The sequence below is a fragment of the Sulfitobacter sp. 1A13421 genome (assembly GCF_043557285.1).
Classification (GTDB): domain Bacteria; phylum Pseudomonadota; class Alphaproteobacteria; order Rhodobacterales; family Rhodobacteraceae; genus Sulfitobacter; species Sulfitobacter faviae.
In genome coordinates, this window is record NZ_JBIFFQ010000001.1 from 62,237 (window position 1) to 83,812 (window position 21,576).

The window sequence follows — 21,576 nt, forward strand, 5'->3', positions numbered from 1 at the left end:
TTAATGCGAGGCATCGGCGGTCTGCACGGCGGTGTCAGCCGCCTCCAGCGCCATGTCGTAATTTTCAATCAGGGCAGCCACGGAGGGCCCGATCATGTCCAGCACCAGCGCCGGGTAGACGCCCAGGATCAGGGTCATCGCCACCAGAGGGGCAATGATCCATTTCTCACGCGCAGTCATATCGGTGATCGCCTTGAGGCTTTCCTTGATCAGGTCACCCATCACCACGCGGCGATAGAGCCACAGCGCATAGGCCGCCGAGAAGATCACGCCCGTCGTGGCCACGGCCGCCACCCAAGTGTTCACTTGGAAGGTCGCCATCAGCGTCAGGAATTCCCCCACGAAGCCCGAGGTGCCCGGCAGGCCCACATTGGCCATGGTGAAGAACATGAAGACCAGCGCATAGGCGGGCATCCGGTTCACCAGACCGCCATAGGCGTCGATCTCACGGGTGTGCATCCGGTCATAGATCACGCCCACGCTGAGGAAGAGCGCGCCGGAGATGAAACCGTGGCTGATCATCTGGAAGATCGCCCCATCGACGCCCTGCTGGTTGGCCGCAAAGATGCCCATGGTCACGAAACCCATGTGGGCCACCGAGGAATAGGCGATCAGCTTTTTCATGTCCTGCTGCACCAGCGCCACCAGCGAGGTGTAGACGATGGCAATGGCCGACATCCACAGTATCAGCGGCGTCATCACCTCGGCCCCCACTGGGAACATCGGCAAGGAGAAGCGCAAGAAGCCGTAACCGCCCATCTTGAGCAGGATCGCCGCCAGCACCACGGAGCCTGCCGTCGGCGCCTGAACGTGGGCGTCGGGCAGCCAAGTGTGCACTGGCCACATCGGCATTTTCACCGCGAAGCTGGCGAAGAAGGCAAGGAACATCAGCGTTTGCATGCCGCCGACGATCTGGATGCCCAGAACCTCAAAGCTTTCGGAGCCGAAGTTATGCGTGAGCAGGCTGATCTCACAGCCGCCGATGCAGGTGGTGCCTGCTTCGGTAAACATCGCCACCATGGCCACCAGCATCAGCACCGAGCCGAGGAAGGTATAGAGGAAGAATTTGAAGCTCGCGTAGATCCGCTCTTTCCCGCCCCAGATGCCGATGATCAGGAACATCGGAATGAGCCCCGCTTCGAAGAAGAGGTAGAAGAGCACCAGATCCAGCGCCATGAAGACGCCCAGCATCAGGGTCTCCAACAGCAGGAAGGCGATCATATATTCCTTCACGCGATGCTCGACGTTCCAGCTTGCCGCGATGACCAGCGGCATCATGAAGGTCGTGAGCATCACGAAAAGGATCGAAATCCCGTCCACACCAAGGCGGTATTTCAGGCCCAAAAGCCAGTCGGCCTCATCCACGAATTGGAAATCGGTGTTCGACGGGTCGAACTCGAACAGCACAAAAAGCGAGATCAGGAAGGTGACCGTCGTGGTGATGAAGGCCAACCATTTCGCATTGCGCCCGGCGGCGGCATCATCGCCCCGCAGGAAGACCGCAAGGATCAAGGCTGCGAATGCCGGAATGAATGTGATGATTGAAAGCAGATGCGTATCCATCAGTTCGCTCCTCCGCTCATCGTCATCCATGTCACCAGAACGGCGATGCCGATAACCATGGCGAAGGCATAGGTGAAGATATAGCCCGTCTGTGCCTTACCTGCGAGGCGGGTGAAGAAGGGGATGATCCCCATGGCGATGCCATTAAGCGTGCCGTCGATCACAGTGCCATCGCCGCGTTTCCACAGGAACCGGCCGATCGTTTTGGCAGGACGCACGAAAATCACGTCGTAAACCTCATCAAAGTACCATTTGTTTTTCAGGAACAGGTAAAGCGGGCGTTGGTTTGCCGCCAGCCGTCCCGGGACGGTCGGGCTCCAGATGTAGAACCACAGGGCCATGACCAGACCGGCCAGCATCGCGATGAAGGGCGAGACCTTGACCCATTTCGGCGCGGCATGGGCATCTTCCAGCACATGGTTTTCAGGTGCGAAGTAAAGCGCCCCCTCGCCCGGTGCACCGCCGAAGGCTTCGTGATGCGTGCCTGCGTCTTGGTGGCCTTCAACCAGCGCATCCGCGCCATGGTCGCCATCGACCGGACCAGTTGCGCCGTGGTCATCCTCGGCCCCTTCGACATGTTCGTCGCCGTGGCCTGCCATCTCGGCCATCGGGATGCCGTAGAACTTGCCGACTTGATCCGCGTGACCAAAGAAGCTGCCGTACCAGATCATCCCGGCAAAGACCGAGCCAAGCGCCAGAACGCCAAGCGGGATCAGCATGACCATCGGGCTTTCATGCGCATGCTCATGCGTGTGCTTGTTGCCGCGCGGCTTGCCAAAGAAGGTCAAGAAGATTAGGCGCCAGCTGTAGAAGCTCGTCATCGCCGCGGCGATCACAAGAAGCCAGAAGCCATACATCGACCCACCGCCCCAAGCGCTCTCGATAATCGCGTCCTTCGACAGGAAGCCCGCGAAACCAATATGCGTGAGCGGAATCCCGACGCCGGTGATGGCCAGCGTGCCGATCATCATTGCCCAGAAGGTATAGGGGATCTTTTTGCGCAGACCGCCGTAGTTGGTCATGTCCTGCTCATGGTGCATCGCATGGATGACCGAGCCCGCGCCCAAGAAGAGCATCGCCTTGAAGAAGGCGTGCGTGAAAAGGTGGAACATCGCCGCCGAATACATGCCAACGCCCGCGGCCACGAACATATAGCCAAGCTGCGACATGGTCGAATAGGCGATGACGCGTTTGATGTCGGTCTGCACAAGGCCGATGGTCGCGGCAACAAAGGCAGTGGTGGCGCCGATCACGGTGACGAAACCCATCGCCTCGGGCGCGAATTCCATCACGGGCGACATGCGGCAGACCAGGAAGACCCCCGCGGTCACCATGGTCGCGGCGTGGATCAGCGCCGACACAGGCGTCGGGCCCTCCATCGCGTCAGGCAGCCATGTGTGCAGGAACAGTTGCGCCGATTTACCCATCGCGCCGAGGAACAGCAGGAAGGCGATCAGGTTCGCCGCATTCCAGTCGTTCCACAGGAAGGTGACAGACTGTTCGGCCAAATCGGGTGCGGCGGCAAAGATATCGTCAAAGCGGATCGAGTCCGTCAGCATGTAAAGGCCAAAGATGCCCAGCAGGAACGCAAAGTCGCCCACCCGGTTGACCACAAAGGCTTTCATCGCCGCAGCATTGGCCGACGGCTTGCGGAAGTAGAAGCCGATCAGCAGGTAGGAGGCCACGCCCACGCCTTCCCAACCAAAGAACATCTGCACGAGGTTGTCGGCTGTCACCAGCATCAACATCGCGAAGGTGAAGAAAGACAGATAGGCGAAGAACCGAGGGCGATAGCTTTCGTTATCACGGAAGTTCTCGTCATGGGCCATGTAGCCGAAGGAATAGAGATGTACGAGGCTCGACACCGTAGTGATGACGATCAGCATGATCGCGGTCAGACGGTCGAGCCGGATCGCCCAATCGGTGCTCAGCGTGCCGCTTTCAATAAAGCGCAGGATCTGAATTTGCTCGGCTGGGCCGTCCAGCGTCAAGAAAACCACCCAAGACAGGAAGGCGGCAAGGAACAGCAGCCCGGTGGCGACCCACTGGGCGGCCTTCTCACCTATGATCTTCCAGCCGAAACCGCAGAGGATGGCACCCACCAGCGGGGCGAATAGGATCGTGGTTTCCATTGCCTCAGCCCTTCATCACGTTGACATCTTCCACCGCGATCGAGCCACGGTTGCGGAAGAAACAGACCAAAATGGCGAGGCCGATGGCGGCCTCGGCGGCGGCGACGGTGAGCACGAAAAGCGTGAAGACCTGCCCCGTCAGATCACCAAGGAAGCTGGAAAAGGCGACGAGGTTGATGTTCACCGCGAGCAGCATCAATTCGATGCTCATCAGCAGAATGATCACGTTCTTGCGGTTCAGGAATAGCCCGAAGATGCCGATGACAAACAGCGTCGCCGCCACTGTCAGGTAATGCTCAAGTCCGATCATGTCGTCCCTTACGTTCCCGCCCCTTGATGGGCTTTGGTCGCGCCCCATCTGAGGGGGCTTTTAGTATCACTTTGCCCCGGCTGCCACCGGGATTGCCGATGCTTTAGCCGATAAAGCTGTAGCCGCCGAAAAACACGACGATCAACACCACGACCAGTACCACGATTGTTGTTCTCGACATTTCGACGTCCCTTCTCTCTCTTGGTTCGGCCGTTCTCTTTCAAAGAGAACGGCCCCGGAATTATCAAAAAATTCCGTCTGTTACAGGCCCTGCCCTGACTTCACGTCGCGTAGTTCCATCGCCTTGGCCGGGTCGCGCATCATCTGCGCCACCACGTCTTGGCGCTTCACGTCCTTACGGTGACGCAGTGTCAGCACGATCGCCCCGATCATCGCCACCAGCAGGATCAGACCCGCCAGTTGGAACAGCAGGAAGTAACGATCATAAAGCAGCAGGCCGAGCGCTTCGGTGTTGAACCGTGCCGGGTCAATCGCATTGGCCCGCAGGCTCTCCGCCGCCGCACTCTGTTCCCATGCGCCGAAGGCCATGACGAATTGCATCAAAATCACCAGCCCGATCAGCAAGGCCAAAGGCATGTAGCGCGCCATCTCGGCCTTGAGTTCGGCAAAGTCCACGTCGAGCATCATGACGACGAAGAGGAAGAGCACCGCCACCGCGCCCACATAGACGATGACCAGCAGCATCGCCACGAACTCCGCGCCGAGCAGAACAAAGAGCCCCGCCGCCGAGAGGAAGGACAGGATCAGCCAGAGCACCGAATGCACCGGGTTGCGGCTGATCACCGTGAACAGCCCGCCGGTGATGACGCTGATCGCGAAGAGGTAAAATGAAAAGACCGTCATGCGCCGTCTTCCTTCTTGGTATCTTTTTCTTCGTCTAGGACCGATTGCGCCAGTTCCAGGGCCCGGGTCATCGCGGGAAGCCCGGCAAAGACCGACATCTGGCTGATCGTCTCGACGATATGTTGTTTCGTGGCCCCCGCCTCGCGCGCGTGGCGCACGGTTTGGCGAAGGGCCATGTCATTCTGCGCGCCCTGCATGGTCAGCCCGGCAAGGGTCAGAAGGAGCCGCGTCCGCGCGTCCAGCCCGCCTTTGTTGACCGTGTCGCCGAACCAGAAATCCATCATTTCCTTCGGCATGGTGCCCATCATCGCCTCGAACCCTTTGGGCGAAAAAGCATCCATCGCTGGAAAGGCTTTCGCCATCTCCTGCGCTTGCTTCATCATCGCATCAAAAGGGTTCTTGGGGTCGCTCATCTGTAAGGCGCGTCCATTTCGAGGTTGCGGGCAATCTCGGCTTCCCAGCGTTCGCCGTTGTCCAAAAGCTTGGCCTTGTCGTAGTAAAGCTCTTCGCGGGTCTCGGTCGAGAACTCGAAGTTCGGACCTTCGACAATGGCATCCACCGGGCAGGCTTCCTGGCAGAAACCGCAGTAGATGCATTTGGTCATGTCGATGTCATAGCGCGTGGTGCGGCGGCTGCCGTCTTCGCGGGCTTCGGCGTCGATGGTGATCGCCTGCGCGGGGCAGATCGCTTCGCAAAGCTTACAGGCAATGCAGCGTTCCTCCCCATTGGGATAACGGCGCAGGGCATGTTCCCCGCGAAAACGGGGCGACAGCGGCCCCTTCTCATGCGGGTAGTTCAGCGTGGTTTTCGGCGCAAAGAAATAGCGCATCCCCAGCATGAACGCCTTGGCGTAATCTGCCAGCAGGAAATATTTCGCGGCGCGGGTGTAATCAGTCGCAGCCATATCAGCCCCCTACGGTCCAGCGGGCGTAGATGCCCCAGAACCAATCGAATTTTGCAGCGAATGCCACGAAGACCACCCAGAAGAGCGAGAAGGGAAGGAATACTTTCCAACCCAGCCGCATCAGCTGGTCATAGCGGTAGCGCGGCGTGATTGCCTTCACCATGGCGAACATGAAGAAGACCATCAGCATCTTGATGAACATCCAGAAGAAGCCATCGGGCAGGAACGGCACCGGCGACAGCCAGCCACCGAAGAACATCAGCGACACCAGCGCGCACATCAGCACCACCGCCACCAGCTCGCCAATCATGAAGAGCAGGAAGGGCGTCGAGGAATATTCCACCTGATAGCCCGCCACCAGTTCCGATTCTGCTTCCGGAAGGTCGAACGGTGGACGGTTGGTTTCCGCCAGCGCCGAGATGAAGAACAGGATCAACATCGGGAAATGCGGCAGGAAGTACCAGTTCAGCAGACCCCAGTCGCCGTCCTGCGCCGCTACGATGGAGGAGAAGTTCATCGATCCGGTCGAGAGGATCACGCCGATGATGATCAGACCAATCGACACTTCATAAGAGATCATCTGCGCGGCGGAGCGCAAGGAACCCAAGAAGGGATATTTCGAGTTCGACGCCCAACCGCCCATGATCACGCCGTAAACCTCGAGCGAGGAGACGGCGAAGACATAGAGGATCGCCACGTTGATGTCCGACAGGATCCAACCGTCGTTAAACGGGATCACCGCCCAAGCAATCATTGCCATGACGAAAGAAATCATCGGCGCAAGGAAGAAGACCCCCTTGTCTGCGCCCGCCGGAACCACCACTTCCTTAACGATATATTTGAGGAAGTCGGCAAAACTCTGCAGCAGGCCGAAGACGCCCACAACGTTGGGGCCGCGGCGCATCATCACGGCGGCCCAGATCTTGCGGTCGGCATACATGAGGAAGGCCAGCGCCAGCAGCAACGGCACCACCAGCAGCAACACCTGCCCAACCGTCAGCAGGGCAATGCCAAGCCCGGTCGTGTAAAAGAAATCAGCCATAAGTCCTCACACCGTCGGAATGCCGCGTTCCGCGCATTGAAACGCGGTCACTTCGGCATCAATTGTCTTCAAGCCTTTGGGCAGGCTCGGCGAGATTGTGTAAACAGCATCTGCCCGCCATATGCCACCCTCTTCGCTCACATTTGTCCGCACATGACGCGCAAATCCGTAGCCCCGGATCAGCGTGTATTGCGCGGCGGCACATTCGGCGTAGTCCGACACGTCTTGCGCTGAAAGCGCCTTGGTCATCGCCACGTTGAATTGCACCAAATCACCGTCCAAAAGCTGGGTTTCGACCCCCTTGTAATCGGGGATAAAATCCTCGGCCACCGGCACCTGCGGTTCGCAGGCGGCCAGTAGCATCAAGGGGGCCAGCGCCATTGTTCTCACTCCGCCGCCATCGGCTCGGCCCGGCGCGCGGCGGCCAGTGCCGACAGTTCCGCCATCAACTGGCTGGCCCGCGCGATCGGGTTGGAGAGATAGAAGTCACGCACCGCAGGCGCGAAAGACGCATCGCCCAGCTTGCCCTCAGGCAGCGCGTTCCATTCGTTTTCCGGCACCTCATCGACATTCGCCAGATGCGGCACGGCCTCGGTCAGCTTGCGGCGCAGCTCGGCAATGGAATCATAGCCCAGTTGGGCGCCCATCTCAGCCGAAAGCGCCCGGAGAATCGCCCAGTTCTCTTTCGCCTGCCCCGGCGCAAAGCCTGCGCGCAGCGCCAGCTGCGGACGGCCTTCGGTATTGACGAACAGCCCCGGCTCCTCGGTATAGGCAGCACCCGGCAAGATGATGTCGGCACGGTGTGCGCCGCGGTCGCCATGGCTGCCTTGGTAGATCACGAAGGGGCCTTCGCCGATCTCGATCTCGTCGGCACCGAGGTTGTAGATCACCTCTGCCGCGTTCACGTCGTCCATGCCGTTTTCGGCCACGGCACCGATGTCCATGGCACCGACGCGCGAGGCGGCGGTGTGCAGGACCATCAGCTTGCTCTTGGTCTTCTCGGCCAGTTCCATCGCTTTCGCCAGAACCGCCGAACCATCGGCTTCGCGCAGCGCGCCCTGGCCCACGACGATCACCGAAGGCTGTTCCAGCACTTCGTCGAAGTCGCTGCCCATCAGCTTGTCGAGCGTGGCGCGGTCGTTGCCCAGATGGTGATGCGGATAGGTCAGGTCAGCCGCCTCGCCGATCAGGCCGATCTCGGCGCCATTGCTCCATGCCTTGCGGATACGCGCGTTCAGCACCGGCGCCTCGACGGCGGGGTTCGTGCCGATGAGCTGGATCATCTTGGCATCATCCAGATCCTCGATCCGCGCGTTGCCAACATAGCCGAAACGGTTGCCCGCGGGCAGTTTCGCGCCATCGGTGCGGCATTCGACAACACCGCCCTGCCCTTCGATCAACTGCTTCAGCGCGAAGCTCGCCTCCACCGGGGCCAGATCGCCAATGAGACCGGCCAGATTCTTGCCCTTCATCGCGGCGGCGGCGGCATTCAGCGCCTCGGGCCAGCTGGCTTTGCGCAGCTTGCCGTTCTCCCGGATGTAAGGTGTGTCAAGACGCTGGCGGCGCAGACCGTCCCAAACGAAGCGGGTCTTGTCGGAAATCCACTCCTCGTTCACGCCGTCATGGTTGCGCGGCAGGAAGCGCATCACTTCGCGGCCCTTGGTGTCGACGCGGATGTTGGAGCCGAGCGCATCCATCACGTCGATGCTCTCGGTCTTGCTGAGTTCCCACGGACGCGCGGTGAAGGCGTAGGGTTTGGACACCAGCGCGCCCACCGGGCAAAGATCGATGATATTACCCGACAGGTTGCTGTCGATCAGCGCGCCGAGATAGGTCGTGATCTCCGCATCCTCGCCGCGGCCTGTCTGGCCCATGACGTGCTGGCCCGCGACCTCGGTCGTGAAGCGCACGCAGCGGGTGCAGGAGATGCAGCGCGTCATATGGGTTTCCACCAGCGGGCCGAGATCGAGATCTTCGGTCGCGCGCTTGGGCTCGCGGTAGCGCGAGAAGTCGACGCCGTAGGCCATCGCCTGGTCCTGCAGGTCGCACTCACCGCCCTGGTCGCAGATCGGGCAATCGAGCGGGTGGTTGATGAGCAGGAATTCCATCACGCCTTCGCGGGCCTTCTTGACCATGGGCGAGTTGGTTTTCACGACCGGCGGCTGGCCCTCGGGACCGGGGCGCAGGTCGCGCACCTGCATGGCGCAGGAGGCGGCGGGCTTGGGCGGCCCGCCGACGACTTCCACAAGACACATGCGGCAGTTGCCCGCGATCGACAGACGCTCGTGGTAACAGAAGCGCGGCACTTCGATGCCGACCTGCTCGCAGGCCTGAATGAGCGTCATCGCCCCTTCGACTTCGACTTCCTTACCGTCGATGATGATCTTGCGGATATCGCTCATAAGCTCACTTTGCCTTCAGTAACGAACCGATCCGGCTCGATTTTTGAATCTCTTCGCGTCCGAGCGCACAATAGCTTTGCGGGTCCGAAGTATCGACCCCCTTCGCCTTGAAAAACGCGGCGCCCCGCGCTCTCATGCGCGCTTTTTCAGCGTCACTATCAATATAGGCGTCGATCTCGGCGTCGGAGTAACCCAGATCGGTTGCCTTGCCTTTCAAGTCCCAAGCCATCTTGACCGCGCGCAGCATCCGCGCGCTGATGTCGGGGCAGTTCTTGCGGATGATGTCGGCGACGCCCATGTCCAAGAGCGCATCGTCGATGGCGGCCACCTCGCGCAGCGGCGGTTTGGCGGCGACCGGTGTCACGCTGGCGGCGGTGAGGCTCAGGCCCATCACGGCGATCATCAGGGTGCGCATATCAATTCTCCTTCATGCAGCGGGCCGGAACGGCCCGTCTGACAGATGGAGATTGCAGGCCGTGATATTCAATATCACCGCCCCCAAGACCCACAGGCCCGCGATATGTCGCCGATGCGATCACTGGGGGCAGCGCCCCTGAAAGGTCAGCGCCCCGCCATCGAACCGCAGCGCGCTTGCCGGGGCATCGGGGCCAAAGGTCCAGTCGATTTTCGAGTTGCCGTAGTTGCCGACACAGTATTTCACCGCCTCATAGCGCGCCGCTGCACGGGCGCCGTCGATGGATTTGCCGGCGTCCTTGACCGTCACCTGAAAGACATCCCGCTGGCCGTCGATCTTGCGCAGTTTGGTGTTGAAATACTGCCCGTCAAAGGCAATTCGCTCGCCATCATTGGCGCAGCCCGCCAGCAGGGCGCTGAGCGTCAGAACCGTCAAAGCATATTTCATAGACCTACTCCGCTGCGCCATGGCCCGGCCTTGCCGATCGCCCCGCGCCTATTGTGGACGGACGCGCCTGGCGCGCGCCCGCTATCGCCGCTCCTGCGTCACGCGTCAAGCCGGTGAGGCCCGCCGCCGCGCAGGGTTTCACTCTGCCGCGACCGCGCTGACGCGGCCCGTGCGCTTGTGTTTGATCCGATCTTCGATCTCATCACGGAAGTGGCGGATCAGACCTTGGATCGGCCAAGCCGCCGCATCGCCAAGCGCGCAGATCGTGTGGCCTTCGACCTGTTTGGTCACGTCGAGCAGCATGTCGATCTCTTCCGGCTCGGCATCGCCCGAGACCAGACGGTCCATCACCCGCATCATCCAACCGGTGCCTTCGCGGCAGGGCGTGCACTGGCCGCAGCTTTCGTGTTTGTAGAACTTCGACAGCCGCCAGATCGCTTTGATCACGTCCGTCGAGTTGTCCATCACGATCACCGCCGCGGTGCCGAGGCCCGAACGCTGCTCACGCAGGTAGTCGAAGTCCATGATCGCGTCGCGCATATCCTTGCCGGGGATCAGCGGCACCGACGACCCGCCGGGGATCACCGCCTTGAGGTTGTCCCAGCCGCCGCGGATGCCGCCGCAATGGGTCTCGATCAGCTCTTCAAAGGAGATCGACATCGCCTCTTCAACGACGCAGGGGTTGTTCACGTGACCTGAGATCGCGAACAGCTTGGTGCCCGCGTTATTGGCGCGGCCAAAGCCCGCGAACCACTCAGGGCCACGGCGCAGAATGGTCGGCACCACGGCGATGGATTCGACGTTGTTCACCGTGGTCGGGCAACCGTAAAGGCCCGCGCCCGCCGGGAACGGCGGTTTCATCCGGGGCATGCCCTTCTTGCCTTCGAGGCTTTCCAGCAGCGCGGTTTCTTCGCCACAAATGTAAGCCCCTGCCCCGTGGTGCAGGTAGATATCGAAATCCCAGCCCGATTTGCTGGCGTTCTTGCCCACCAGACCGGCCTCATAGGCCTCATCAATCGCGGCCTGCAGGGCTTCGCGCTCGCGGATATACTCGCCGCGCAGGTAGATGTAGCAGGTATGCGCGTTCATCGCGAAAGAGGCGATCAGGCAGCCTTCGATCAACGTATGCGGATCGTGGCGCATGATCTCGCGGTCTTTGCAGGTGCCCGGCTCGGATTCGTCGGCGTTGACCACAAGGTATGCCGGGCGGCCATCGCTTTCCTTCGGCATGAAGGACCACTTAAGCCCCGTCGGGAAGCCCGCCCCACCCCGGCCCCGCAGGCCAGAGGCTTTCATCTGGTCGACGATCCAATCGCGCCCCTTTTGAATGATCCCGGCAGTCCCATCCCAATGGCCGCGCGCCTGCGCGCCTTTCAGGGTGCGGTCATGCATGCCGTAGATGTTGGTGAAAATGCGGTCTTTGTCCTGAAGCATGATGCCTACCTTTGGTTCTCACGGCTGGCCCGGCGGGCCTGCCACATTTGATATATCACGACCATCGCCCAGAAAAGCGCGGCCAGTGCAGCAAAGTCGAAGAGCAGCGCATAACGTCCCGGCAGGCCAAGCGCCGGGCCGGCCCATTGCATGGCCAGCCACAAGCACATGGTCACGGCAATGACCAGCCCTGCGGTGCGGCCCTTGCGGGCAAGCGCTCTGTCTTCGGCTTCGCTCATGTCTCTCTCTTACCCCGATCAGCCCTCGGCCTTGCCGTCACTGGCAAAAGCCTTGGCCTGACCGATCCAATCGTCGCGCCGGATGCGGCCCTTGAAACGCAGACGGGAATCGACCCAGTCGATTTCCTCCCCCTCAAGGGCCGCGATCTGATCGAAATGAAAGATGCCCAATTCATTCAGCGTCTGTTCCAGCTTCCGCCCGATGCCACCAATGCGCTTGAGGTCATCCGCCCCGCCCGCACGCGGCGCGTCGAGCAGCGTGGGTTTGCCATCGGTCGATGTGCCACCTGTCGCCCCCTTGGGCGCGGTCTCAACGGTCTCTTCGGGGGGGGTCACCACCGCGGGCGCTTCTTCGGCTTCGACAACCTGTTCCGGGGCGGCTTCTACGGCGGCTGTGTCGGCCACGGGCGGCGTCGGCGTTGTTTCCTCGGAGGTTCCGGCGGGTTCTTCCTCGCCCGCCACATCGACCTCGGCAACATCATCCGGCGCGGCCTCAACGGCAGCCGTATCGGCGACGGGCGCGGTCGGCGGTGTCTCTGCCACAGGCTCAACCGGCGCGCTGGCCTTTCGCGCAGCCCCGATGCCCGCGTCACCGGCAGGGACCGTGCCCACCGCTGGCGAGACGCTGTCCGATGCTGTCGGCGCCGCCGCAACCGATGCTGCCGCCGCGCTGCGGGTGTTGTCGTGCGGTGCGGCGGCTGGCACGTCTTTGCACAGCAGGGTCATTGCCAGATAGCCCATGATCACCGCCACCAGCACACCGGCCAAAATACACATCAACAGACCCCAGATGCCGAAAGCCAGCAACAGGAATGCCACGAGCAAACCGACACCGGCACCCAGCCACCAGCAGCGCTTGGTGCAGGCTTCTCGTTCCGAAATATCCGTCATGACTGTCCTTCTCTCCCTTGATGCGGGCGATGCGGCTTATGGCTCTGCGGGGTGGTGTGGGTGCCGTCCTTGGCCCGTTGTTAATCTCCGTCTTATTCTTCTGCGAGGCGCGCGGCCTGCTCTACCCAATTGTCGCGGCTGACGCGGCCTTTGAACCCTTCGAGGTTCTGGTCGACCCAAGCGACCTCCTCAGGGCCCCATTGGGCGATCTGGTCAAAGTGGTAAAAACCCATGCCGTTGAGCATCTGCTCCAGCTTCGGACCGACGCCTTTGATCTTTTTCAGATCATCCGCCCCGCCCTCACGCGGGCCGTCCAACTGTGCGGGCTTTTGGCCGGGCGTCGCGGGGGTGTCGGTCTCGGCCTCGGCGGCATCGACGGTTTCACCCGCGGGGTCGCGCTTGGAACGCGGCTTGCTTTTCGAGGCGGCCTCGGCCTCCTGCTCGGTGATGCCGGTCTTGTCGGCGCTTTCGCCCTCGGCGGGACGCGGCTCTTCGGCTTCGACCTCTTCCACGGTTTCAGGCTGCGGCGCGTCGGGCTTGCGCTGCCAAGGTGTCAGCAGCGGCACCTCGGTGCCGTCGATGCGCTTGACCGTATCGCCGATATCGACCGCGGCCTGAGCGCTGGCGTTATACTGCGTGCGCCCGCTTTCGTGATCCGTGAGGCTGGTCAACCCGCCTAGAGGCTCAGAGGCATAGCGCCCGTTCTGAGGCCCGGGCACGGGCACGCGCCCCTCGCTCAACTCATCAAGGATTTCGTTCAGCCGCGCGGTGGTCAGGTCTTCATAATAGTCCTTGCCGATCTGCGCCATGGGGGCGTTGGAACAGGCACCGAGGCATTCGACCTCTTCCCAAGAAAAACGCCCATCCGCCGACAACTCATGCGGCTTGGCGGCGATACGCTCTTTGCAGACGGCGACCAGATCCTCGGCCCCGCAAATCATGCAGGAGGTGGTGCCGCAAACTTGGATATGTGCCACGGAACCAACGGGTTGCAGTTGGAACATGAAGTAGAAGGTCGCCACTTCGAGGCCCCGGATATAGGCCATGCCCAGCATTTCCGACACATGTTCAATCGCCGGGCGGGTCAACCAGCCCTCTTGCTCCTGCGCGCGCCACAAAAGCGGGATGATCGCGCTGGCCTGACGGCCTTCGGGGTATTTGGTGATCTGCGCTTCGGCCCATTCTTGGTTGGCGGGCGTGAAGGCAAAACTGTCGGGCTGGTCAGGGTGTAGACGGCGGAGCATTAGTTCGAACCTATGGTCAGGCGGAGGCCAATGAAGCCCCCGGCGTAAATTTCTTCAAAACGGGGTGACGCCAGCGGCATCACCGGTCAATCTCTCCAAAGACGACGTCCATGGTGCCGATGATCGCGGCCACATCGGCAAGCTGGTGGCCGCTGGCCACATGGTCCATCGCCTGCAAGTGCAAGAAGCCCGGCGCGCGGATTTTGGAGCGATAGGGTTTGTTGGAGCCATCGGCCACAAGGTAGACGCCAAACTCGCCCTTGGGCGCTTCGACGGCGCAGTAAACCTCGCCCTTCGGAACGTGGAACCCTTCGGTGTAAAGCTTGAAGTGGTGGATCAGGCTTTCCATGTCGGTCTTCATCGCGGTGCGCGACGGCGGGGTGATCTTGCCCCGGGCCAGTACATCGCCCTGCCCTTCGGGGGCGCGCAGCTTCTCGATCGCCTGCTGGATGATGTAGGTCGACTGGCGCATCTCTTCCATCCGGCAGAGGTAGCGGTCAAAGCAGTCGCCGTTCTTGCCCACGGGGATCTGGAAGTCGAATTCGTCGTAGCATTCATAGGGCTGCGCGCGGCGCAGGTCCCAAGCAAAGCCCGACCCGCGCACCATCACACCGCTGAAGCCGTAGTTGAGGATATCCTCCTCGGTGACGACGCCGATGTCGACGTTGCGCTGTTTGAAGATGCGGTTCTCGGTCAGCAGCTCGTCGATGTCGACCATGAATTTTTTGAGGAACTGTTCGCACCAAGCTTCGATATCGTCCAGCAGCGCGGGCGGCAGGTCTTGGTGGACGCCGCCGGGGCGGAAGTACGCCGCGTGCAGACGCGCGCCGCAGGCCCGCTCGTAAAAGATCATCAGGCTCTCACGCTCTTCAAAGCCCCAGAGCGGCGGCGTCAGCGCGCCCACGTCCAGCGCCTGCGTGGTGATGTTAAGAAGGTGGTTCAGAATGCGCCCGATTTCCGAGAACAGCACCCGGATCAGCGAGGCACGGCGCGGCACCACCGTGTCGGTCAGCTTTTCGATGGCCAGACACCAAGCGTGCTCTTGGTTCATCGGGGCCACGTAATCCAGCCGGTCGAAATACGGCAGGTTTTGCAGATAGGTGCGGCTTTCCATCAGCTTTTCGGTGCCACGGTGCAGCAGGCCGATATGGGGGTCGCAACGCTCTACCACCTCACCGTCAAGCTCAAGCACCAGACGCAAAACCCCGTGTGCGGCAGGGTGTTGCGGGCCGAAGTTGATGTTGAAGTTGCGAATCTTCTGCTCGCCGGACTCAAAGTCGGTCGACCCGTCGTCAAAGGCTTTTGTGCGAATGTCGCCGTCCATTACCGTTTCTCCAGTTCTTGCAGCTTCATGCCCATCCACCACAGCAGGGCGATCGTGCCCAGCGGGATCAGACAGGCCACCGCCCAGTATTTGTTGATGCCGAAGAACGGCAGCAGTTTGACCATCGGAATGGCGGTCAGCGCCGAGAGGATCAGCCAGCCGAACCCGCCCATTACTTCGCGTCCTTGCTCACATGACCGTCGGGTGCCGACTTGTCGTCGCCGGGCAGGATGTAATCGGCCCCTTCCCATGGCGACATGAAGTCGAACTGGCGGTATTCCTGAACGAGGCTCACAGGCTCATAGACCACGCGTTTGGCGCCTTCGTCATAGCGCACCTCGGTATAGCCCGTGGTCGGAAAATCCTTGCGCAGCGGGTGCCCGCGGAAACCATAGTCCGTGAGGATGCGGCGCAGATCCGGGTGACCGGAAAAGAGGATGCCGAACATGTCAAAGACTTCACGTTCGAACCAATCAGCACTGGGGTGCACGCCGGTGATCGAGGGCACCATGTCCTTCTCCCGCGCGGCGGCGCGCAGGCGGATGCGCTGGTTCTGATACATCGACAGGAAGTGGTAAACCACGTCAAAGCGCTTGGCCCGGCCCGGATAATCCACTGCCGTAATGTCCACCAAAGTCGAGAAACGGCAGGTCGGGTCACCTTTGAGGAACTCGACAAGCCCGGCGACATTGGCCAGCGCCACATCCATGTTCAATTCACCCTTGGTGACATCCCATCCGAGCACGCAATCGGGGCGTTTGGCTTCGATATAGGCCCCAAGTTCCTGCAGTTGTTCGCTCATCGCAAATCTTCCTTCCACGCGCCGATCAACGCCATCTCACTGTCCCGCGCCTTTAGCGCTTTGTCCTTCTGCCTGCCCCGCTTGCGGCGCAGGCGGTTGCCTTAGCGCACGATCGTCCCGGTGCGACGAATTTTGCGCTGCAGCTGGAGGATACCATAAAGCAGTGCTTCCGCCGTCGGCGGGCAGCCGGGCACATAGACATCGACCGGCACGATGCGGTCACAGCCGCGCACGACCGAATAGCTGTAGTGATAGTAACCGCCGCCATTGGCGCAGGACCCCATCGAGATCACATAGCGCGGTTCTGGCATCTGGTCATAGACCTTGCGCAGCGCCGGGGCCATCTTGTTGGTCAGCGTGCCCGCGACGATCATCAGGTCCGACTGGCGCGGAGAGGCGCGTGGTGCTGTGCCGAAACGCTCAAGGTCATAGCGCGGCATGGAGCTGTGCATCATTTCTACCGCGCAGCAGGCCAAACCGAAGGTCATCCAGTGCAAGCTGCCGGTGCGCGCCCAGTTGATGATGTCTTCGGTCGAAGTCAGCAGGAACCCCTTGTCCTGCAACTCGGCATTCAGGCTTTGGGTGGCGAACTCAGGGTCCGGCCCCGCGCCATATTGACCGTAGGCCGCAGGGGCGGAGGCACCGGATTTCACCCGTGGGCTTTGGTGGCCATCGCCCATCACCGGGGTGACGAGTGCGTCATCTTTTACTGCCATTCCAGCGCTCCCTTCTTCCATTCATAGGCGAAGCCCGCCGTCAGCACGCCCAAGAACACCATCATTGACCAAAAGCCCACCATGCTCACCTCTTTGAAGGCCACGGCCCATGGGAAGAGGAAGGCGATTTCGAGGTCGAAGATGATGAAGAGGATCGAAACCAGATAAAAACGCACGTCAAACTTCATCCGCGCATCGTCGAATGCGTTGAACCCGCATTCATAGGCCGAGACCTTCTCCGGGTCAGGATTGCGCACGGCCACGACCACAGCGGCGAGGATCAGCACGAGGCCAAGGCCAATCGCCACAGCCAGAAAAACGAGGATGGGCAGGTATTCCCGCAGCATGTCGTCCAAGGGGATGCTCCTTTCGCGGTGCGCGGCATGAGGCAAAGGCCAAAAGCCCGCGCAGACAAACTTGGAACGGGTTTAACTCTGCCCGTGGGTAGGGTCAACGGGCCAAGCCCGGTTAATGCCGCCCACGGGCCCGCAATAGAGCCATTTCGCCAAAGCCTTGAGCTAGACCACCCAAGCGGCTTTGCGCTTGTCGAAGAAGGCACCGATTCCCTCGGCGGCCTCATCGGTTTCCCAACGCGCCGCGAGGGCGTTGATAGACATTTCCACCGCCTCGGGCGTGGCGATTCCACCCAAGTCCTGCGCCAGCTTCTTGGCCGCCGCCACCGCCCCGGGCGCGCAGGAGAGGTAAGGCTCGACCTCGGCCTCGACGGCCGCGTCAAGTTCATCCGCCGGAACGGCGCGGGCCAACAGCCCCAGATCGACAGCCTCCGCCGCATCGAACAGACGCGCCGACATGAAGACCCGCCGCGCGCGCCCCTCCCCCATCCGCGCCAGCACATAAGGTCCGATGGTGGCCGGGATGATGCCCAGACGGGTCTCGGTGAAGCCCATCTTTAGCGTATCGACCCCCACGGCCACATCACAGACCGAGGCCATGCCGACGCCGCCGCCGAAGGCATTGCCCTGCAGCTTGCCGATCACCGGCTTCGGCAGCGCGTTAAGCGCGCCCAGCATCGTCGCCAGCTTACCCGCCTCCGCCGAGCGTGTTTCGGCATCCATATCGCGCTGGTCGCGCATCCAGCCCAGATCGCCGCCCGCGCAGAAGGATTTGCCCGCCCCGGTCAAAACTACGACGCGCACCGCGTCATCCTCGGCCAGCCTGCCTGCCGCCGCGGTCAGGTCGGCCAGCATCTGCGCGGACATCGCATTGTGCTTCTCCGGCCGGTTCAGGGTGAGCGTGGCCACCCCGCGTGCGTCGGTTTCGATCGTCAAAGTCTCGTACATGTCAGCCTCGCATTGCCCGTGCCATTTCGGCGGCCTCTTCGACCACCGCCTGATCGACGCCGGTGTCATAGCCAAGCGCCGTCAGATGTTTGTTCACCGCCTCGGTGGCGACATTGCCCGCCGCCCCCGGCGCATAGGGACAGCCGCCCAAGCCGCCCACGGCGGCATCGAAGACCCGCAGGCCCATCGACAATGAGGCGTCGATATTGGCGATCGCCCGGCCATGGGTGTCGTGGTAATGCCCCGCAAGCCGCCCTGCGGGCACCACGTCGCGCACCGACAGCAGCATCCGCGCGATACTGTCGGGCGTGCCCGCGCCGATGGTGTCGCCGAGAGAGATCTCGTAGCAGCCCAAGGCGAAGAGCTTGTCGGCCACGCGGGCCACGGCCCCGGGATCAACCTTGCCGTCATAGGGGCATTCCACCACGCAGGAGACATAGCCGCGCACCGGCATGTCCACGTGTCGGGCCTCTTCGAGGATCGGGGCGAAGCGCTCGAAAGCCTCGTCGATGCTGGCGTTGATGTTCTTCTGGCTAAACCCTTCGGAGGCGGAGGCGAAAATGGCGATCTCGTCGGCCTTCGCGGCCAGCGCATCTTCATAGCCGCGCAAGTTGGGTGTCAGCGCCGCGTAGCGCACGCCCTCGGCACGCGTGATACCGGAGAGCACCTCGCCCGAACCGGCCATCTGCGGCACCCACTTGGGGCTGACGAAACTGGCGCATTCGATGCGGGCAAAGCCCGCGGCGCTCAGCTTGTCCACCAGCGCCACCTTCTCGGCCACGGGGATCTCGCGTTTCTCGTTCTGCAGCCCGTCGCGGGGGCCGACCTCGAAAATCTCACATGGTCCAAGGCTCATTGGCCGCACTCCTTCCCTGTGTGGGCCATGGTCATTCAATCGGCCATGGCGCGTAGAAATCCTTCTCGTAGAGCTTCGCCCCCTCGGGCAGCGCCTGTGCGAAGCTCTCGCGCTCCGTGATCCGTTCATACCACGCCGCGACCGAGGGGTGGTCATCCAATTTCACGAAATGCCGCGCCATGTAGACCGCTTGCCCGACCGAGATGTCGGCGGCAGAAAAGCCGGAGGTCAGCAGGTAGTCGCGGTTCTCCAATGGCGTCGAGAGCCGCGCCTCGAGCGCGTCGTAGCACTTGCCAATCCGCGCCGCTTCGAGCTTCATCACGATGGGGCTGCGCATGTGATCCTCGCGCAGGGCGATATGCTGTTGGGTGAGTGCTGCGGTGTGCTGGCTGATGGTCTCGGCGAAATGCACCCAGACCAGCCATGCCATGCGGTCCGGGCTGCCGACCGAGCGGCCCATGCGGTCGGGGCTGTAGCGCTCGCAGAGGTACTGGGTGATCGCCCCGGTCTCGAACATGCGCTCGCCGTCGATCTCCAGCGCCGGCACCCGGCCCGCGGGCGACAATACGAGGTATTCCGGATCGCGTAGGCTGCGGTCGAAGGCATGCATCTTGACCTGAAACTCCACGTCGTCGAGTTCATGAAGCAGCCAAAGAGTGCGCATCGAACGTGTCTGCGGACAGTGGTGCAGCGTGATCATGCGCCCTCCTCGGCTTCCAGACGAACCAGCGCGGCCCCGGCCTCGACCTGATCGCCCGCTTGTGCGAGCACCTCGGCCACCACGCCATCGCGCGCGGCGAGCAGCGAATGCTCCATCTTCATCGCCTCGAGCACCGCCAGACGGTCGCCCTTGGTAACGCTCTGACCGACCTCGGCGTCGATGGCGCGGACAAGGCCCGGCATCGGGGCCTCGACGATGTTGCCGTCGCCATGCGCTGCCGCGGCACGCGCCAGCGGATCGATCACGTCAAAGGCAATGCCATAGGCGTCGAAGACCGTGACCACTTCACCGGCAACCGAGACCGGGGGCGCGACATGGCCGTCGATTATCCAACGTCCGGCAATCCGTTCGGCGCGGACTTCGCTGTCCCCCACGGACCAGAGTTGCACGTCCTCCGAGAGCACACGCACCTTCAGCAGATGCTCTTCGCCGTCACGGCCCAGCATCACCTGATGCCGCAGCGGCCGCCAGAGGTTGAAGCCCGCCTCCGGCTGCGGCTCCAGCAAGCCAAGCGCTGCCATCCCGGCCAGAGCGAAATGCCGCCCCGGCACATCGGGCTGCGCCGTCAGCGCCTCGATGTCCCGCGCGATCAGGCCCGTATCCACGTCGCCCTTGGCGAAACCCTCGTGCTCGGCCAGCGCACCGAGGAAGGCGAGGTTGGTGACCGTACCGCCAACTTCACACCCCTTCAGTGCCGCGCGCAAGCGCGACAGCGCCACGTCCCGCGTGGGCCCGTGCACGATGACCTTGGCGATCATCGGATCGTAAAATGGGCTGATCGTGTCGCCCGCACGCACGCCGCTGTCGGCGCGGGTCTGGGGCGTGAAGGACAGATGCGTCAGCGTCCCGGTGGCGGGCAGGAAACCCTTCGGCACGTCCTCGGCGTAGAGCCGCGCCTCGAAGGCATGGCCACTGAGGCTCAGTTCATTCTGCGCTTTCGGCAGCGCCTCGCCCGCCGCCACGCGCAGCTGCCATTCCACCAGATCGACCCCGGTGACCAGTTCGGTCACCGGATGCTCCACCTGAAGCCGCGTGTTCATCTCCATGAAGAAGAACCCGTCGGTCGAAAGCCCGCCCGAGCCGTCGACAATGAATTCTACCGTCCCGGCACCGGCATAGCCGATGGCCTCTGCTGCGCGCACCGCCGCTTGGCCCATGGCCTCGCGCATCTCTTCCGTCATGCCCGGCGCGGGCGCTTCCTCGATCACCTTCTGGTGGCGGCGCTGGAGCGAGCAGTCGCGCTCGAAGAGATGCACCGCATGGGTGCCGTCGCCAAAGACCTGCACCTCGATGTGGCGCGGCTTGGTGACGAATTTCTCGACCAGCACGTCCGGGTTGCCGAAGGCGGTTTTGGCCTCGGAGCGCGCAGACTCCAACGCCGCCTGAAACCCCTTGGCCTCCTCGACCAGCCGCATGCCCTTGCCGCCGCCGCCTGCCACGGCCTTGATCAGCACCGGGTAACCGATCTTCTCGGCCTCGCGGGCCAGCAGCGCATCGTCCTGATCGGCGCCGTGATAGCCCGGCACCACGGGCACGCCCGCCTCGACCATCAGCGCCTTGGCGGCGTCCTTGAGGCCCATGGCCCGGATCGCCTTGGCCGAGGGGCCGATAAAAGTCAGCCCTGCGGCCTCCACCGCCTCCACGAAATCGGGGTTCTCGCTGAGAAACCCGTAGCCCGGATGGATCGCCTGCGCGCCGGTATCGAGCGCGGCTTGGATGATCACATCGCCCTTCAGATAACTTTCCGCCGGCGTCGAGCCGCCGATATGCACCGCGGCATCCGCCATGGCGACATGTTTCGCGCCCGCATCCGCGTCCGAGTACACCGCCACGCAGCGCACCCCCATGGCCTGCGCCGTTTCCATCACCCGGCAAGCAATCTCACCCCGGTTCGCAATCAGGATCGTGTCAAACATGCCCTACCCTTTTCATCTCTTTCTGCTCCAAATATTTCGGGGGGTCCGGGGGG

The 21,576-nt window shown here is 62.3% G+C and carries 24 protein-coding genes; all 24 read right to left on the reverse strand.

The window, feature by feature from the left end:
• The 24 genes from ACGYLI_RS00370 to ACGYLI_RS00485 all read right to left on the reverse strand — a co-directional run bounded on the left by ACGYLI_RS00370 (position 1) and on the right by ACGYLI_RS00485 (position 21,523).
• Complete coding sequence (locus ACGYLI_RS00370; RefSeq protein WP_271687634.1) at positions 1 to 1,563, reverse strand: NADH-quinone oxidoreductase subunit M; 1,563 nt, start codon at positions 1,561 to 1,563, stop codon at positions 1 to 3.
• The gene (nuoL, locus tag ACGYLI_RS00375; protein WP_394416255.1) at positions 1,563 to 3,695 is read right to left on the reverse strand and encodes an NADH-quinone oxidoreductase subunit L; all 2,133 of its coding nucleotides are present in this window, start codon (positions 3,693 to 3,695) and stop codon (positions 1,563 to 1,565) included. The genes ACGYLI_RS00370 and nuoL overlap by 1 nt, the downstream gene beginning before the upstream one ends.
• 4 nt (positions 3,696 to 3,699) lie before the next feature.
• The gene (gene nuoK, locus ACGYLI_RS00380; RefSeq protein ID WP_007119508.1) at positions 3,700 to 4,005 is read right to left on the reverse strand and encodes an NADH-quinone oxidoreductase subunit NuoK; all 306 of its coding nucleotides are present in this window, start codon (positions 4,003 to 4,005) and stop codon (positions 3,700 to 3,702) included.
• Between the two features lie 261 nt (positions 4,006 to 4,266).
• Positions 4,267 to 4,869, reverse strand: a complete 603-nt coding sequence (locus ACGYLI_RS00385) for an NADH-quinone oxidoreductase subunit J (RefSeq protein WP_067268146.1) — start codon at positions 4,867 to 4,869, stop codon at positions 4,267 to 4,269.
• The gene (locus ACGYLI_RS00390; RefSeq protein WP_093926559.1) at positions 4,866 to 5,282 is read right to left on the reverse strand and encodes a carboxymuconolactone decarboxylase family protein; all 417 of its coding nucleotides are present in this window, start codon (positions 5,280 to 5,282) and stop codon (positions 4,866 to 4,868) included. Before ACGYLI_RS00390 ends, ACGYLI_RS00385 begins: the two co-directional genes overlap by 4 nt.
• Entirely contained in the window at positions 5,279 to 5,773 is a 495-nt protein-coding gene (gene nuoI / locus ACGYLI_RS00395) for an NADH-quinone oxidoreductase subunit NuoI (protein ID WP_067263454.1), read from the reverse strand. Before nuoI ends, ACGYLI_RS00390 begins: the two co-directional genes overlap by 4 nt.
• Position 5,774: 1 nt before the next feature.
• A complete protein-coding gene (gene nuoH / locus ACGYLI_RS00400) occupies positions 5,775 to 6,815 on the reverse strand; it encodes an NADH-quinone oxidoreductase subunit NuoH (protein ID WP_067263452.1) in 1,041 nt (346 codons plus the stop codon).
• 6 nt (positions 6,816 to 6,821) lie between these two features.
• Positions 6,822 to 7,196: a hypothetical protein gene (locus ACGYLI_RS00405; protein ID WP_067263450.1), complete on the reverse strand. Its 375-nt coding sequence runs from the start codon at positions 7,194 to 7,196 to the stop codon at positions 6,822 to 6,824.
• Between the two features lie 5 nt (positions 7,197 to 7,201).
• The gene (gene nuoG, locus ACGYLI_RS00410; protein ID WP_394416257.1) at positions 7,202 to 9,217 is read right to left on the reverse strand and encodes an NADH-quinone oxidoreductase subunit NuoG; all 2,016 of its coding nucleotides are present in this window, start codon (positions 9,215 to 9,217) and stop codon (positions 7,202 to 7,204) included.
• 4 nt (positions 9,218 to 9,221) lie between these two features.
• A complete protein-coding gene (locus ACGYLI_RS00415) occupies positions 9,222 to 9,632 on the reverse strand; it encodes a DUF5333 domain-containing protein (RefSeq protein ID WP_322327938.1) in 411 nt (136 codons plus the stop codon).
• A 120-nt stretch (positions 9,633 to 9,752) separates the two neighbouring features.
• Positions 9,753 to 10,079: a hypothetical protein gene (locus ACGYLI_RS00420; protein WP_394399795.1), complete on the reverse strand. Its 327-nt coding sequence runs from the start codon at positions 10,077 to 10,079 to the stop codon at positions 9,753 to 9,755.
• 138 nt (positions 10,080 to 10,217) lie between these two features.
• Positions 10,218 to 11,513: an NADH-quinone oxidoreductase subunit NuoF gene (nuoF, locus tag ACGYLI_RS00425; protein WP_209218008.1), complete on the reverse strand. Its 1,296-nt coding sequence runs from the start codon at positions 11,511 to 11,513 to the stop codon at positions 10,218 to 10,220.
• Positions 11,514 to 11,518: 5 nt separating this feature from the next.
• Positions 11,519 to 11,752, reverse strand: coding sequence for a DUF5337 domain-containing protein (locus tag ACGYLI_RS00430; RefSeq protein WP_067263425.1), 234 nt, complete (start codon positions 11,750 to 11,752; stop codon positions 11,519 to 11,521).
• 18 nt (positions 11,753 to 11,770) lie between these two features.
• Positions 11,771 to 12,643 (reverse strand): hypothetical protein, encoded by an 873-nt coding sequence (locus ACGYLI_RS00435; RefSeq protein WP_394416259.1) that lies wholly within the window; start codon positions 12,641 to 12,643, stop codon positions 11,771 to 11,773.
• A gap of 92 nt (positions 12,644 to 12,735) precedes the next feature.
• Positions 12,736 to 13,887, reverse strand: coding sequence for an NADH-quinone oxidoreductase subunit E (locus tag ACGYLI_RS00440; RefSeq protein WP_394416261.1), 1,152 nt, complete (start codon positions 13,885 to 13,887; stop codon positions 12,736 to 12,738).
• 79 nt (positions 13,888 to 13,966) lie between these two features.
• On the reverse strand, positions 13,967 to 15,211 hold the full coding sequence (locus ACGYLI_RS00445; RefSeq protein ID WP_322327941.1) for an NADH-quinone oxidoreductase subunit D: 1,245 nt from the start codon (positions 15,209 to 15,211) through the stop codon (positions 13,967 to 13,969).
• A complete protein-coding gene (locus ACGYLI_RS00450; RefSeq protein WP_271687645.1) occupies positions 15,211 to 15,384 on the reverse strand; it encodes a hypothetical protein in 174 nt (57 codons plus the stop codon). The genes ACGYLI_RS00445 and ACGYLI_RS00450 overlap by 1 nt, the downstream gene beginning before the upstream one ends.
• Positions 15,384 to 16,013, reverse strand: coding sequence for an NADH-quinone oxidoreductase subunit C (locus ACGYLI_RS00455; RefSeq protein ID WP_136720172.1), 630 nt, complete (start codon positions 16,011 to 16,013; stop codon positions 15,384 to 15,386). The genes ACGYLI_RS00450 and ACGYLI_RS00455 overlap by 1 nt, the downstream gene beginning before the upstream one ends.
• 101 nt (positions 16,014 to 16,114) lie before the next feature.
• Positions 16,115 to 16,729, reverse strand: coding sequence for an NADH-quinone oxidoreductase subunit B family protein (locus ACGYLI_RS00460; protein WP_231886322.1), 615 nt, complete (start codon positions 16,727 to 16,729; stop codon positions 16,115 to 16,117).
• Positions 16,720 to 17,085, reverse strand: a complete 366-nt coding sequence (locus ACGYLI_RS00465; protein ID WP_067263411.1) for an NADH-quinone oxidoreductase subunit A — start codon at positions 17,083 to 17,085, stop codon at positions 16,720 to 16,722. The genes ACGYLI_RS00460 and ACGYLI_RS00465 overlap by 10 nt, the downstream gene beginning before the upstream one ends.
• Before the next feature lie 162 nt (positions 17,086 to 17,247).
• A complete protein-coding gene (locus tag ACGYLI_RS00470) occupies positions 17,248 to 18,030 on the reverse strand; it encodes a crotonase/enoyl-CoA hydratase family protein (protein WP_394416263.1) in 783 nt (260 codons plus the stop codon).
• A 1-nt stretch (position 18,031) separates the two neighbouring features.
• Positions 18,032 to 18,886 (reverse strand): hydroxymethylglutaryl-CoA lyase, encoded by an 855-nt coding sequence (locus ACGYLI_RS00475; protein ID WP_394416265.1) that lies wholly within the window; start codon positions 18,884 to 18,886, stop codon positions 18,032 to 18,034.
• A 31-nt stretch (positions 18,887 to 18,917) separates the two neighbouring features.
• On the reverse strand, positions 18,918 to 19,586 hold the full coding sequence (locus ACGYLI_RS00480; RefSeq protein ID WP_067263402.1) for a glutathione S-transferase family protein: 669 nt from the start codon (positions 19,584 to 19,586) through the stop codon (positions 18,918 to 18,920).
• Entirely contained in the window at positions 19,583 to 21,523 is a 1,941-nt protein-coding gene (locus ACGYLI_RS00485) for an acetyl/propionyl/methylcrotonyl-CoA carboxylase subunit alpha (protein WP_394416267.1), read from the reverse strand. The genes ACGYLI_RS00480 and ACGYLI_RS00485 overlap by 4 nt, the downstream gene beginning before the upstream one ends.
• Between the last annotated feature and the right edge of the window lie 53 nt (positions 21,524 to 21,576).